The 14,257-nt window shown below is 56.2% G+C and carries 9 protein-coding genes; 5 read left to right on the top strand and 4 right to left on the bottom strand.

Annotated features, from left to right (window positions below; genetic code table 11):
- Positions 1 to 15: 15 nt before the first annotated feature.
- Positions 16 to 2,454 (top strand): ATP-binding cassette domain-containing protein, encoded by a 2,439-nt coding sequence (locus B7994_RS04060; protein WP_088637170.1) that lies wholly within the window; start codon positions 16 to 18, stop codon positions 2,452 to 2,454.
- Between the two features lie 114 nt (positions 2,455 to 2,568).
- Here B7994_RS04060 and B7994_RS04055 read toward each other — a convergent pair whose 3' ends face one another.
- Together B7994_RS04055 and B7994_RS04050 are read right to left on the bottom strand one after the other, a co-directional pair.
- The gene (locus B7994_RS04055) at positions 2,569 to 3,552 is read right to left on the bottom strand and encodes a diaminopimelate dehydrogenase (protein ID WP_088637232.1); all 984 of its coding nucleotides are present in this window, start codon (positions 3,550 to 3,552) and stop codon (positions 2,569 to 2,571) included.
- 312 nt (positions 3,553 to 3,864) lie between these two features.
- Positions 3,865 to 4,944: an FISUMP domain-containing protein gene (locus tag B7994_RS04050; RefSeq protein WP_144063742.1), complete on the bottom strand. Its 1,080-nt coding sequence runs from the start codon at positions 4,942 to 4,944 to the stop codon at positions 3,865 to 3,867.
- Positions 4,945 to 5,088: 144 nt separating this feature from the next.
- On the opposite strand from B7994_RS04050, the gene B7994_RS04045 reads away from it, so the two are divergent.
- Both B7994_RS04045 and B7994_RS04040 read left to right on the top strand, forming a co-directional pair.
- Positions 5,089 to 5,904: a hypothetical protein gene (locus B7994_RS04045; protein WP_088637168.1), complete on the top strand. Its 816-nt coding sequence runs from the start codon at positions 5,089 to 5,091 to the stop codon at positions 5,902 to 5,904.
- Between the two features lie 139 nt (positions 5,905 to 6,043).
- Positions 6,044 to 8,866, top strand: coding sequence for a DNA topoisomerase (locus tag B7994_RS04040; RefSeq protein WP_088637167.1), 2,823 nt, complete (start codon positions 6,044 to 6,046; stop codon positions 8,864 to 8,866).
- Here B7994_RS04040 and B7994_RS04035 read toward each other — a convergent pair.
- Together B7994_RS04035 and B7994_RS04030 are read right to left on the bottom strand one after the other, a co-directional pair.
- A complete protein-coding gene (locus B7994_RS04035) occupies positions 8,863 to 10,272 on the bottom strand; it encodes a sodium-dependent transporter (RefSeq protein WP_088637166.1) in 1,410 nt (469 codons plus the stop codon). The two genes, B7994_RS04040 and B7994_RS04035, sit on opposite strands and share 4 nt — an antisense overlap.
- Entirely contained in the window at positions 10,269 to 11,318 is a 1,050-nt protein-coding gene (locus tag B7994_RS04030; RefSeq protein ID WP_088637165.1) for a histidine phosphatase family protein, read from the bottom strand. Before B7994_RS04030 ends, B7994_RS04035 begins: the two co-directional genes overlap by 4 nt.
- An 80-nt stretch (positions 11,319 to 11,398) precedes the next feature.
- On the opposite strand from B7994_RS04030, the gene sufB reads away from it, so the two are divergent.
- The gene (sufB, locus tag B7994_RS04025; protein ID WP_088637164.1) at positions 11,399 to 12,814 is read left to right on the top strand and encodes a Fe-S cluster assembly protein SufB; all 1,416 of its coding nucleotides are present in this window, start codon (positions 11,399 to 11,401) and stop codon (positions 12,812 to 12,814) included.
- 4 nt (positions 12,815 to 12,818) lie between these two features.
- Positions 12,819 to 14,249: an aldehyde dehydrogenase family protein gene (locus B7994_RS04020; RefSeq protein ID WP_088637163.1), complete on the top strand. Its 1,431-nt coding sequence runs from the start codon at positions 12,819 to 12,821 to the stop codon at positions 14,247 to 14,249.
- Positions 14,250 to 14,257 lie beyond the last annotated feature (8 nt).

Below are 14,257 nucleotides of genomic sequence, written 5' to 3'. Positions count from 1 at the left end.
CCAATTGGGTGACCAGTGGCTGGTTCGAGTTTCATATCCATACGCGGGTGCAGGCTGCACAACCTCAAGAACGTGGACGCACAGTTCCCGTTAGGGGGCGTTACCGTCGTATGCGGGCCATCCGGCTGCGGCAAGTCGACCCTAGTGCTCGATACGCTGCACGGGGAATCGAAACGACGCTACCTGGAAACACTCTCCCCCTTCGCAGCCGAACTGCTCGGCGGCCGCAGGATTGTCCCGCTGGATAGCGCGGAAGGGTTGCCGGCAAGCCTTGCCATCGGGGCAAGCCACGGGGAAACACCCGCGAAATCGTATGCGCTGAGCCTTTCGGAATGCGACGGCACGATGCGCTCACTGTTCGCCCGGTTCGCGAAGCCCGCGTGCCCCGTATGCGGGAAGCCCATGGAGAGCACGAGCCGCGAAGAGATTATCCGGGAAATTGCAGGGTTGCCGCAAGGGAGCAAGCTGCAGTTTTTCGCCCCCGTAGATAACGGCGGGAAAGAACCGCGCCGGACAAAGGCAAGCCTCGACAAATTGTCGGCGGTGTTCCTGGCACAGGGGTTCACCCGCGCGATGGCCGACGGCGTGGTCTACTCGCTCGCCGACCTCACGGATGCCGAACGCAAGATTGTCCCGCAGGAATTCTTCATCGTCGTAGACCGCGTAATTGTCCGCGAGAACACGCGCACCCGCATCGCCGAGGCCGTAGACGGCGTCCTGAAACTCACGCACGGGGAACTCATTCTCGATAACGGCGGCAAGCGCACGCTTTACAGCACGGTGCCGCGTTGCCCCGACCACGGGGCGGGGCAAACAAGACCGCTCGAGCCCGAAGACCTTTCGCCCTACTCGCGGGCTTGCGCATGCCCTGAATGCAGCGGCACCGGGAGCATTGAACCCGAAGGTGCTGGTCACGACACAGGTGACCGCAGCGAAGAAGAATGCCCCGTATGCAATGGATTTCGGCTGCGGCAGAATATCTTGAACGCGACCATCGGCGACACCACCTGGAAAGACATCCTGGAAACACCGTTCACATCCCTCGAAAAGAAGGTCCGCGACCTTTTCGGCGGGAGAATCCTCGCGAACCAGAAGCCCGCATTCAACGCACTTATCGACCGCATCCAGGCCATCAACGAACTTGGCATCGGCTACCTCACTGCGGGCCGCGCAGGCTACAGCCTCTCAGGTGGCGAAATCCAGAGGCTCAGACTTTCGAGCCTTTCGACCGGCCACCTGAACGGGCTCCTGATTGTCCTCGACGAACCGGCCAGCGGGCTACACGCCTGCGACGTAGAAGCCCTCTGGAAAGTCCTTAAGAAGGTCCAGTCCCGCGGGAACACGCTCGTGCTAATAGAGCACAACCCGCTCATCATCAAGAAGGCGGACTGGGTTATCGAAATGGGGCCTGGCGCCGGCGAGAAAGGCGGCGAAATACTTTTCCAGGGAACAGCAAAGGACGTGCTGGAAAATCCGCAGTCGCCGACGGGGATGTGGATTAAGGGACTGGACGAGAAAGGGAGATCCCCGCACAAGGCGGGGATGACAACAAAGGCGCCGGGGATGACAACTCAGGCGACGAAGGCAACGGCGAGCAAATCGCGCAACAAAGCTGCGGGCATCAGCGTCAAGGACTTCGCGATGTTCGACATGAAGCCTGTCTCGGCAGATTTCCCAGTGCAAAAGTTCAGCGTCATCACGGGCCAGAGCGGCAGCGGCAAGTCCACGCTCCTGTTCAGGAACATAGCCACCCGCGCAAGCGCCGGTGAGTTCGAGCGTTTCGGCATCCAGGCGTTCTCCATACTTTCGACCGGCGACTTCCACGGCAACCGCCGCAGTACGGTCGCGTCCGCCATCAACCTGAACACGCAACTCCGCGACCTGTTCGCGAAACTCCCCGAAAGCAAGGTGCGCGGCTACACCGCCAGCAAATTCGCGACGCACGCTCCCGGCGGCCGTTGCGAGAACTGCAAGGGCGAAGGCGTACTTTACGACGGCGCAGGCTACGAAGAAACCGAATGCCCCGTGTGCCTCGGGCGCCGTTTCAAGGACGAAATCCTGGAAGTACGCTTCAAGTCGCTTTCCATCGCCGACGTCCTCGACCTGGAAATTTCGGAAGCCTGCAAGATTTTCGCAAACCTCAAGCCTTTTGTAGACAAGCTAAAGCCTCTCGCCGACACGGGGCTCGGGTACCTGCGGCTCGGGCAGACCACCGCGCACCTCTCCGGAGGCGAACGCGCCCGCCTGCGCCTTTCCATCGCGCTCGCCCGTGCAAAAGCGCCCAACACACTGTTCCTCTTCGACGAGCCCGCACGCGGCCTGCACAAAAAAGACATCGAGCACCTGCTCGCGCTTATCCACGGGCTCACCGAAGCGGGCCACACCGTCATCGCCATCGAGCACGCACAAGATTTTGTGAACGACGCCGACTACGTGCTGGAACTCAGCCGCTAACGGGCCGCACAACTATAACCACAAAAAAATCCCGCCGATGGCGGGACTTTTATTCTTCATCGTCAGCAAGCCTGGATCCTTCGGTCACTTCGTGGCCTCAGGATGACGCTTACACTACAAGCAGTGCGCTCTCAGTTCTTCGTCGCTCAGAGTGCTGAGGTATGCAGGCGGCACGTCGAGAACGGTCTTGCAACCGGTCACTCCGTTAGCCTTCATGCGGAGAGCGGCGCGGGCGTAAGCCACAAGAACGCTCGTCGTGAATTCCGGGTTGGAATCGAGCTTGAGGCTGTATTCGATCACGTGGGTGTGTTCCTTATTCATGCCTGTCTTGCCAGTACGAATCACGAAACCGCCGTGAGCGAGCCCGCTGTGGTTCTTGTTGAATTCTTCTTCGCTGATGAAATTCACCGTGGTGTCGTATTCATCGAAGTAGTTCGGCATCGTCTTGATGGCGTTTTCGATGTAGGCCTTGTCGGCACCTTCTTCGGCAACCACGTAAACGAGACGCGTGTGCTTCTGGCGCGTGGTGAGTTCCGGCATGGAACCGCTACGCACAGCTTCGAGAGCAGCTTCCACCGGGCAGGTGTACTGCTTGGCGTTCTTCACGCCCTTGATGCGGCGGACAGCGTCGCTATGGCCCTGGGAAACACCCTTGCCCCAGAACGTGTAGTCCTTGCCTTCCGGGAGGATAGACTGGGCGTACACGCGGTTCAGGCTGAACATGCCCGGGTCCCAACCGACGGAGATCATCGCGATCTTGCCGGCGGCCTTGGCAGCAGCGTCGACGGCAGCGAAGTGCTGCGGAATCTTGGCGTGCGTGTCGAAGGAATCGATCACGTTGAACATGGCGGCATACTTCGGGGTGAGCACCGGCAGGTCGGTAGCGGAACCGCCACAGATGATGAGCAGGTCCACCTTGCCTTTCCAGGCTTCCATTTCAGAAACGTTCAGCACCGGAACGCCAGCCGTCTGGATCTTGACCGTAGAGGGGTCACGACGGGTGAAAACAGCGACGAGTTCCATATCCGGAGCCTGCTTCACGGCGCATTCTACACCGCGACCGAGGTTACCGTAACCGAGAATAGCAATCTTTGCCATAACAATATCCTTGTTAAAAATTTTTGCGTAGAAAATATAGGAATTAGACGACAAATGCGTAAACCGAGAGTCGCGACAAAACTTGTTTTGGCATAACCGAGGTTAGCATTTAGAGCCGTTCTTTCGTCTATAAAAGGGGGACGCCTCCCCCTGGCTGCAGCCTCGCCCTTCTGTCACCCTGGAGCACAGCGATAGGGTCCAGGGCGAGTCTTCCGCCACCCTCTCGAGCGGGCGCTCGCCGCCCCGCAACGCCCCGGCTTTTAAAAGTGATGTGTAATGGATGATTGATGATGAAGAAAGTCTTCGTTGTGGTTATTTTTCGACCATCACACAACGGACGGAAAAGCCATTAACTTTTAAATCTCTGTTCTCTTTCGCCGGTGCAAAATCGTTATTATCAAATAAGCCATGGTGTGCACGATTTGCCGCATCAGATTCATATTCTTCAGGACGGAACCAAGCCATCACTTCCTTTAAGCCATCAAATGCGCCCAACTTGGTTCTCATACCAGCACCTGTAAGCGAAAAACCACTCGCATTAGTCCCACTAAAACCATACGTCGAGCGTAAACCTTTGATACCATCACTGTATTCATCCTTATAACCGCGAACAATCACGTAATCATCCCACGTAAACAAGCGCCAACCTTCGGGGCAAATTCCTTGATGATTTTCTTGAATAAGATCGGCACAGCTTTCCGTGTTGCAACGGCTTGGCAATTGCATCATTTCCGCCCACTGGTACAAGCCACCAAACTCATCGCACTTAGTGGTATCGTTATTGTAACAGTAACGTTCTATTTCGTTGTCATTGTTCTGATCATCGGCTCCTGGAACCATTTTGCCAATGTTCAGGTTTTCGGCCATGACAGTGACAGATTTTCCGCTGTAATCCGATGTGATTGTAATGTAATAGTAACTACGGCCATTACGTGTATCAGTAAACTGCTTATAGGCATTTTCGCCTACCTTGTAGGCACCAGCCAACGTTTGCGAGTGGTCGAACGGAACGTACTCACTGCTGCTCGATTCCGCAGAACTGCTGCTTGATTTTGCGGAACTGCTAGACACCGACGAAGAAGACTTCGCCGAGCTGCTACTGGACTTTGCTGAACTGCTAGACAGATCCTCGACCGGAGCCGAGGATGACGAACGCACCGAGCTGCTACTGGACTTTGCAGAACTGCTGCTCGATTTCGGTGTGACGCTGGATGACGACCGCACGGAACTGCTTGACTTCGCAGAGCTGCTGCTGGCATCGTCGCAGTCTTCGCAAATGGACGAAGAGGAATCCTCGTCCCGCGGGGCGAAACTGCTGTCGTCATCGCCGCAAGCATTGCCAAGCAACGCCGCCACCACAACCATACTCCCCAGAACAAACTTCTTCAGCATAAAAAAACTCATCCCTAAATATAACCCAAACCCCGCCCCAAAACAACCACCCCGTGACCAAACACACTGAAAACGCCCCACACAGCAAAGCGCATTGCTTGCTTTTCTGCAAAGAAAAGCGTATATTACCTTTGAATAAGTAGTATGAAAAAAATTTTTCTTTTCGCAATCATAAGCGTTCTTGCGGGAGCGTGCTCGACACCGAAGGAACTGTCAAACGCAAGCTCCGACGGCATGTTCGAGGATTTCCCTGTTCCTTTTGAAGCAGATGATCCTTCCCTACTGAATTTGGCCGTCGCCGTCACCGACAGCTATTTCGTGATTGGAGCGCGGGGCGGATTCTTGCCGAACACCTATTACACCGTTTTGACGGAACTCACCAATCCCTCATCGGACGACTATCAGAAGAGAAAACCGGAAGTCCTATACGTCGCCATCCAAAAGGAAGCGGAAGATGACCCCGGTAAAAAGATATGGGCGCTACATTCCGATTCCAGCAAAGCCTGCATCACCGATTCCACCGGAGCGTTCATCGCAATGACCGGCGACGGATTTTCAGGAGAGCGACCTCCGAATTCACTGGAAACTATCCGCAACCGGGACTTTCCACACGCAGAAATCAAGCCGTTGTCCCCGTTCAATTTAATCGCCAAGGACCTGGCTATGGCGCGTAGACGGTTCAACGATTTTCCCGATAGCGACTGGATTGTCCTGATACTGGAAGACGGCAATAACAAGCGAATTCTACGCGAACTTCTCCCCCTTATGCGGGCAATCAATATTATCGGTTTCAAGCATATCCAGGTCGGGAGGAATCTCGGCAACCTCGATACCGCAAGAAGCGTCATTGGAACTTTCCGCCTTTACGATTTCGAGCCGAAACAGCTCCAACAGATATACGACGAGCTTTACCGCCCCCTGAACCTGAAGATGCCGAGACAAGTCCCATCAAAAGACTAGTTTATCTTTTACACAACGCAACAGCCTGTTTCTTGCATTTGCGCCAGGCCGTAGGTATATTTGACTCGCACCTTTCGCAACTAAAACACTGGAAACAGCAGGCCTAGACGCACATCAATTTTATATCTTTTCGGCAACCATGATTCTCCTCGTCGCCGAAAAGCCCTCTGTTGCAAACCAACACTACCGCCCGATGCTCGAGCGGATCGAGGGAGAGAAGTTCACGCAGGGCGACGGATGCCTTATCGGCAAGAACCACTGCATCACCTGGTGCGTGGGCCACCTGATTACGCTCGCGCCGCTCGACGCCTACCCCGGTTACGAAGGCGGTTGGCGACTTTCAAACCTACCGCTTTTGCCCGAAAAATTCCGCCTGATGGAAATCGAGAGCACCCGAAAGCAGCTCGCGGTAGTGCGCCAGATGATGGAACAGGCCGACGTGCTCGTGAACGGCGCGGATGCCGGCCGCGAAGGAAACCTGATTTTCGATTTGGTGCTCGACTTTACGCCCGCATTCAAGCAGAAGACCATCAAGCGCCTGTGGGTGAACAGCTACGTGGCGAAGGATCTGGACAAGGCGTGGAAGAACCTGGAAGACGCCACGCAGCGCGTAAACCTGAGCTATGCCGCACGGCTCCGCCAGCGGGCCGACTGGATGGTGGGCCTCAACGCGACACGCGCCTACACGCTCACCGCCGGGCGCGGGAAAATGATTTCAGTAGGTCGAGTGCAAACACCGACCTTGAACCTGGTCGTGGAACGCGATACCCTAGTGGAGCAGTTCAAGGAACTGTACTACTACAGCGTCGTCGGCACATGGAAAGGGTATCAGGCGCAATACGTCAAGCAGGAAACAAAAGAGGATACTAGATCCCCGGCCAAGCCGGGGATGACAAATGACGGTTTAAAAGTCGCGGTTTTTGAGAAGGAAGCGGAAGCGAATGCGGTCGTGGAGCGTTGCAAGCCGCCCGCACCGGCGACCATCGCGAAAATCGACACCCAGCAGAAAAAGCAGTTCCCGCAGAAACCCTTCGACCTCACGGAACTGCAGAAAGAAGGAAACAAGCGTTTCAAGTTCAGCGCCCAACAAGTATTGGACTGCGCACAGAACCTCTACGAAAAGAAGCTGCTCACCTACCCGCGCACCGACTCGCAATACCTGCCCGACACCATGAAGCAGGAAGCCTACGCGCTCGCGCAGAGGCTCGCCAGCCCCGAACAGAAGGGCGTGATGCGCAACGAAAGCGAGAATTTCGTCTTCATCAACTCGAGCAAGGTCACCGACCACTTCGCCATCATCCCGACCGGCGAAACCCCGAACGGGCTCCCTGAAATGGAGCAGAAGATTTACGACCTAGCCAAAGAACGCTTTGTACAGGCATGGCTCAAGCCGTACGTATGGAGCGAGATGGAAATTATCCTTGAGGCGAAAGGCGGCGAAACGAATGCGCCGGACCTTTTCCGCCTAAAGCTGAAGCGCAACGAGGATTTGGGATTCCGCGCGCTGGTAAAAGAGACGAAAGACGAGAGACGAAAGACGAAAGGAAAGAAGAGCGATGCCGGCGCGGAGGCCGGAAAAGCTGACGGAGGCGCCGAAGGCAAGGGCGACAGCGACGAAATCACGAACCTGGTCGAAGCCTTCCCGGAATGGAACGTGGGCGACACCTCCCCCTTCGACAGCGTAGAACTGCAGAAGAAAAAGAAGAGCAAGCCCAAGTACTACACCGAGGCGACTCTCCTTGCCGCAATGAAGACTGCCGGCAAGCAAATCGAGAACGAGGAACTCGCCGAGGCCATGAAGGACCGCGGGCTCGGCACTCCGGCCACGCAGGCGGGCATCATCGAGACACTCAAAAAGCGCGGGTTCATCGAGGCGCAAAAAAATTACCTGGTCAGTACAGAGCGCGGGCGCGAAGTCATCGCGCTCATGGACGAGAAGGTGAAATCGCCCGAGATGACGGGTGAATGGGAGTACAAGCTCTCCCAGGTCGAAAAAGGCCAGCTCACGCCGGTAGAATTCCGCGACGGAATCGTCAACTACGTGAAGGAACTCTTCGAACACCTGCGGGAGAAATACGGGAGCCAGTTCGAGCGCGAAACCGTAACCGAGGCCATTGCGTGCCCCAAGTGCGGCCAGCCGCTCGAAATCGCCCCGTGGGGCTACGTGTGCCCCAATGCGGAATGCGGCTTCAGGTTCGGGCACACCGTGGCAGGCAAGATGCTCGCCCACTCCGAAGTCAAGGCACTCCTCGCCGGCGAAACCGTCGGCCCGCTTTCCGGTTTCAAGAGCAAGAAGGGCTCCGAATTCTCGGCCAAACTCACGCTCGACAAGGATTTCAATATTCAGTTCGCCTTCGAGAGCGACGGCAAGTTCCACGGGCAAAAGACAGATTACAAGTGCCCGCTGTGCGGTAGCCCGCTCGAAGAAAACAAGAACGCGATATTCTGCAATTGCAACTTTACCCTCTTCAAGACAATCGCGGGCCACACGCTTACCGCAAAAGAAATCGCGGCACTGTTCACAAGCGGGCACACGCCGCTCATTCAAGGCTTCAAGAGCAAAAAGGGCACCGAATTCGCGGCCGCCCTCAAGTGGGGCGAAGGCGCCGACAAGGGCCGTGCCGTATTCGAATTCCAGCACAGGGACCTCCCCTGCCCCGTATGCGGCGGCAACCTGCGCTTCCGCGGCAGCACTCCCCAGCAAAGCGGCCCGCAGGGCACAAACGAAACCGGCGCCTACGTGTGCCCGCAATGCAACTACGGCATTCCGCAGGTGTTCTACCAGCGCAAATTCAGCGACGAAGAAATCGAAGAACTGCTAAAGAAAAAAGCGACCCCAATTTTGGAGCCGTTCAAGAAAAACGAAACCACCTTCCGTGCAGCCTTGGAACTGCGGGAAGGTGGAAAAATCGCCTTCAACAAGTTGACCGTTGAAGTCATCGAAAGTGCGCACGGCAACTAGCCAAAGATGCGCGCGTACAGTCCGGGTGCAAATTTTTCAAGATAACCGAACACGAGAATCACAAAGATTACCGCCGGCAGCACCCACTTGAAGTAGAAGCACAGCACCGGATTTACCGGAATCCTGATTCCGTTCCCCGAGTTCGCTTCTGTCAAGAAGTTCTCCTGCTTCCAGCCGAACTTGTGATTACAGAACAGCACGAACACGAGCGCACCCAGCGGGAGGAACGTGTTGGAAACGAGGAAGTCTTCCAGATCGAGCACGCAGCTGCCCTCACCGAAGGGTTCAAAGCCCGAAAGCACATTGAAGCCCAGCGCGCACGGGAGCGACAGGAGCACGATGGCGACAAAGTTCCACTTGACTGCCTTGACACGCGGCACATTGCGAACGTCAATCCAGAAGGCCACAATATTTTCAAATACAGCAACAAGCGTCGAAAGCGCCGCAAACGACATGAACAAGAAGAACGCCGCACCGCAAATACGGCCTGCAGGCATCTGCGCAAACACGTTCGGGAGCGTCGCAAAAATCAAACCCGGGCCAGCATTGGGGCTAAGGCCAAATGCAAAACACGATGGAATAATGATAAGGCCCGCTACCAGCGCAACACCCGTATCAAGGATACAGATATTCGCCGCCTCTTTCGGCAAGGAATGGCGCTTGTCGATATAGCTTCCGAAAATGCTCATGGAACCGATACCGAGACTTAGCGTAAAGAACGACTGCCCGAGGGCTGCAAAAATGACCTTGCCGAGCCCTGCCTCACGGAGTTTCGCGAAGTCCGGCATCAAGTAGAACTTGAGGCCTTCCGCTGCACCTGGCAGCGTCACTGCACGCAGCATGAGCAGCAGCATAATAACAAGCAGGGCAGACATCATTATCTTCGTCACCCCCTCGACACCCTTCTTGAGGCCTAGAGCCACAATCGAAAGCCCGAGAGAAACAGCGACGACCATCCAGAAGCACAGTAGCGGAGCATTCGAGAGCATCACGCCAAATTCGGCACCCACTTCTGCAGGCGACATCATCATCAAGTCGCCCATTGTCACCATGCGGTAGAAATAGTAGAGCATCCAGCCGGTGACGGTCGTGTAGAACATCATCAGCAGGTAGTTTGCCGCAATCATCGGCACGCCGGCATAGTGCCACTTGTGCCCAGGCTTTTCAAGGCGAGCAAAGGAGGCCCCCACGCCACGGCGCGAGGCTCGACCAACGGCAAACTCCATCACGAGGATAGGGAACCCGAAAACCGCCAGGAAGAACAGGTAAATCAGGACAAACGCGGCACCGCCATACTGTCCGGTAATGAACGGGAATCGCCAAACGTTGCCAAGTCCGATGGCACAACCTGCCGAGACCAGGATAAAACCTAGTCTAGAACCGAAAGCCTCTCGATTATCGTTCATGACCTATTGACAGCTCCGTCAAGGTAAGCGTACTCGCCGTACAAACCGTTCACCGGGTAATACGTGCGGCTGCCATCAGGAGCAATCACGATAGCCAGGCCCTGCACGTAACCGAGCCAGTAGTCCAGATTTTCATGGGCCTTGAAATTCACGGCGTGCTTGGTGCAATAAGCCACGAGCGGAGCAATCGTCATATCGTGAGAAATCATGATACCGATGCGGTATTCATTCGGGAATGCCGGCAGTATGTGCTGGGTCAAGAAGGCAACGCTCGTTTGCGTAAGGTCGTTGAACGCATCTTCATAGACGCCATTGTACATCCAGTTGGCAAATGTCTGAATCTGATTCGTCTCGAAATCTTCTTCGGCATGGAGCTTAAGCAGAGAATCGTTCTTCACATAACCACCGCCAGCGAGTTTCGGAACGATGGTACTCGTGAACAAGGCGGCATCGCCACCACGGCCCACAAAGATGTTCTGGGCAGTCTGCTGCGTACGCACGTAGTCGGAATGTGCATAGAAAATCGGTTCGGTCGGATTGACCTCGGCAATTGCCGCACCGAGGGCCTGGGCCTGCTTTACGCCCGTATTGTGAAGCGGGGTCTCCCTGCCGGTACCGCTACCGCGACGTGCATGGCGCAACACAAAAATCACGCGATCCGTGGGCTGGAGCGAAGCCAGCAGGTCGGCAACCGGAGTAAGCGTGCCGTTGGCAGAACTGGCCTCAACAAACGGAGCGTCCTTCGCAATTTCTTCTTCGAGGGTTCCAGCAACATAACCCGACACGGAGGATTCCGGGGGCACAGTTTCGCTGCTTTCAGGCGGAAGCGCAACAGACGAGGATGACTCCAGAGGGTCGGTCCCCTGGGATACGGGCTCCGTAACGGAACTTACCGGAACAGTTTCAGAAGAACTCAACGTCGGATCGGCAGATGAGGCCGGCGGCGTAGGAGGAAGCCCCGTAGAATTGTCATCGCCACAAGCGGCAAGGAACATTGTGGAAGCAACGGCTGCGCCGAGGAATACTTTCAGGAATGGTGTTTTCATAATTTTCAATCCGTATTTTTTCTTTAAAATATAAAAGTTTTTTATATTTGTGCCGCAATCGAAGCACCAAAAAGGTAAAAATGAGCGAGAACTATAAATACGGGTTCGTGACGGATATCGAAAACGAGGCTTTTGAAAAAGGCCTGAACGAAGATATCATCCGCAGGGCATCCAAGCTCCGCGGTGAACCGCAGTTCATGCTCGATTTTCGCCTGAAGGCATACGAGAAGCTCAAGACAATGGAGCTGCCGAACTGGGGCGAACTGAGTTTTGCACCGGTCGACCTGCAGGACATCGTCTACTACTCCGCCCCGAAGACCAAGAAGAGCCACGAAAAAATCGAAGACGTGGACCCGGAACTCCTGGCCACCTTCGAAAAGCTCGGAATTCCGCTCGACGAACAGAAACGCCTTGCCAACGTGGCCGTAGACGCGGTCTTTGACTCGGTCAGCATTTACACCAGCCATAAGCGTAAGCTCATGGAAATGGGGATTTTATTCTGCAGCATTAGCGACGCCATCAAGGAATATCCCGAACTCATTGAGGAATACCTGGGCTCGGTCGTACCCGCTGGCGACAATTACTTCGCGGCGCTCAACAGCGCAGTCTTCGGAGACGGAAGCTTCGTGTACATTCCGCCCGGAGTCAAGTGCCCGATGGACCTTTCCACCTACTTCCGCATCAACAACAAGGAAGCAGGCCAGTTCGAACGCACATTGATTATCGCCGACGAAGGCGCGAGCGTGAGCTACATGGAAGGCTGCACCGCGCCGGAATATTCGAGCAAGCAACTGCACAGCGCCATCGTGGAACTTGTAGCGAAGGACAACGCCAGCATTAAATACTCCACCGTGCAGAACTGGTACGCGGGCGACCGCGAGACGGGCGCAGGCGGCGTGTACAACTTCGTCACGAAGCGTGGCAAGTGTGCGGGCAAGAACAGCCGCATCAGCTGGACGCAGGTCGAAACGGGTTCTGCCATCACGTGGAAGTATCCGAGCTGCGTGCTGCTGGGCGACAACTCCGTCGGAGAATTCTACAGCGTGGCCCTCACCAACGGGCACATGCAGGCCGATACCGGCACCAAGATGATCCACATCGGCAAGAACACCAAGAGCACGATTATCAGCAAGGGTATCAGCGCCGACTACTCCAGCAACGCCTACCGCGGCGAAGTGAGCATCCGCAAGTCGGCCACGGGTGCGCGCAACTACACGCAGTGCGACAGCATGCTCGTGGGCGACAAGAGCGCGGCACACACGTTCCCGTACATCACGGTCGCGAACGCCAGTTCCACCACCGAACACGAGGCCACCACGAGCCGCATCAGCGAAGACCAACTCTTCTATTTCGAGAGCCGCGGCATCAAGCGCGAAGACGCCATTCAGGCGATGGTCGGCGGATTCTGCAAGGACGTGTTCAAGGAACTGCCGGGCGAATTCGCAACCGAGGCAAGGCAGTTGCTGACACTGAAGCTCGAACACAGCGTCGGGTAAGGCGATGAACTCTCCGGAAGAAATTTTCGAGGCACAGGGCAAAAAGCGTTGGGCGGTCGTGAACACGACCGCGAAGGATCGCATTGTCAAGCTGCAGAAACTGCGCAAGGCGATCGTAGACCGCCAGCAGGAATTCTACGATGCCGTCTGGGCCGACTTCCACAAGCCGAGAACGGAAGCCTGGCTGACCGAAGTCTTCCCTGCCCTCGAAGAAATCGACTACAACATCGCACACCTTCCCGACTGGATGGAAGACAAGCCCGCCAGCTGGAGCTGGATGTTCCCGCTGAACAGGAGCGTAAGCCACTTCGAACCGAAGGGCCGTGTGCTCATCATGGCGCCGTGGAACTACCCCTTCCTGCTGTTTATCGCCCCGGTGGCGGCGGCCATTGCCGCAGGGAACGTCATCATCGCGAAGCCCAGCCACAAGACGCCCCGCGTGAGCGCCTTACTCGAATCGCTTATCGCAGACGTTTTCGCGAAAGACGAAGTCGCCGTCGTGCAAGGATCCGGAGCGGAAATCGGCGACAAACTGCTCGCCCTCCCCTTCGACCACATGTTCTTTACCGGGAGCCCGAAGGTCGGCGCGCACGTCGCGGAATGTGCCGCAAAGGTCCACGCGGGCATCACGCTTGAACTTGGCGGCAAATCGCCCGTAATCGTCCTCGATAGCACGAAGATTGCAGATGCCGCCAAGAAAATCGCCTGGGGCAAATGCCTGAACGCAGGCCAGACCTGCATCGCGCCGGACTACGTGCTATGCCCGCGCCGTCTAGTGCAACCGCTCGCCGAAGCCGTTGCAGACAACATAAGGAAGATGTACGGCGACACAGAAGAAGCCCGCCGCAGCAGCGAGAATTTTGTGCGCATTGTCGAGACCAGGGCCGCCGAACGCCACAAGGCGCTCATGGAAGATGCGGTTGGAAAAGGCGCGAAGGACGTCATCGGAGGGGCGGAATTCTGCGACGCGGACGCCAGATACACGCCCGCGACCGTGCTTACCGGCGTCACGCCCGACATGCTCATCATGCAGTCCGAAATATTCGGCCCTATCCTCCCGATTGTCGCCTACGATTCACTCGACGAGGCAATCCAGTTCGTGCAGGCCCGCCCGAAACCGCTCGCCCTATATATCTTCGGGAAGTCAGAACGTGACATCGACCGCGTGCTGCGCGAAACCACCTCGGGTTCCACCTGTGTGAACCACTGCATCTTGCAAATCGAGAACCTCTCCGTGCCCTTCGGGGGCGTGGGCATGAGCGGCACCGGAAATTACCACGGGGTTTACGGGTTCAAGACGTTCAGCCACGAGCGCAACGTGATGCACCAGGGAGCATTCGACCCGCTCTCCTGCCTATACCCGCCTTACTACAAGGCAGGCGACAAAGGCTGGCGTGCAAAAATCCAGCAGATTGCGAAGAAGATACTAGGGTAGCGGAGCAT

The organism is Fibrobacter sp. UWR2, from assembly GCF_002210285.1.
In the GTDB taxonomy this organism is placed as follows: Bacteria; Fibrobacterota; Fibrobacteria; order Fibrobacterales; family Fibrobacteraceae; genus Fibrobacter.
The sequence above is the reverse complement of the archived record's forward strand: the minus strand, read 5'-3'. Positions and strand labels throughout refer to the sequence as shown.

What these genes read in the sequence shown, in the direction of transcription:
- B7994_RS04055 (WP_088637232.1), bottom strand. Translation starts at nt 3,552, where the DNA reads ATGGCAAAGATTGCTATTCTCGGTTACGGTAACCTCGGTCGCGGTGTA.
- B7994_RS04050 (WP_144063742.1), bottom strand. Translation starts at nt 4,944, where the DNA reads ATGCTGAAGAAGTTTGTTCTGGGGAGTATGGTTGTGGTGGCGGCGTTG.
- B7994_RS04045 (WP_088637168.1), top strand. Translation starts at nt 5,089, where the DNA reads ATGAAAAAAATTTTTCTTTTCGCAATCATAAGCGTTCTTGCGGGAGCG.
- B7994_RS04040 (WP_088637167.1), top strand. Translation starts at nt 6,044, where the DNA reads ATGATTCTCCTCGTCGCCGAAAAGCCCTCTGTTGCAAACCAACACTAC.
- B7994_RS04035 (WP_088637166.1), bottom strand. Translation starts at nt 10,272, where the DNA reads ATGAACGATAATCGAGAGGCTTTCGGTTCTAGACTAGGTTTTATCCTG.
- B7994_RS04030 (WP_088637165.1), bottom strand. Translation starts at nt 11,318, where the DNA reads ATGAAAACACCATTCCTGAAAGTATTCCTCGGCGCAGCCGTTGCTTCC.
- sufB (WP_088637164.1), top strand. Translation starts at nt 11,399, where the DNA reads ATGAGCGAGAACTATAAATACGGGTTCGTGACGGATATCGAAAACGAG.
- B7994_RS04020 (WP_088637163.1), top strand. Translation starts at nt 12,819, where the DNA reads ATGAACTCTCCGGAAGAAATTTTCGAGGCACAGGGCAAAAAGCGTTGG.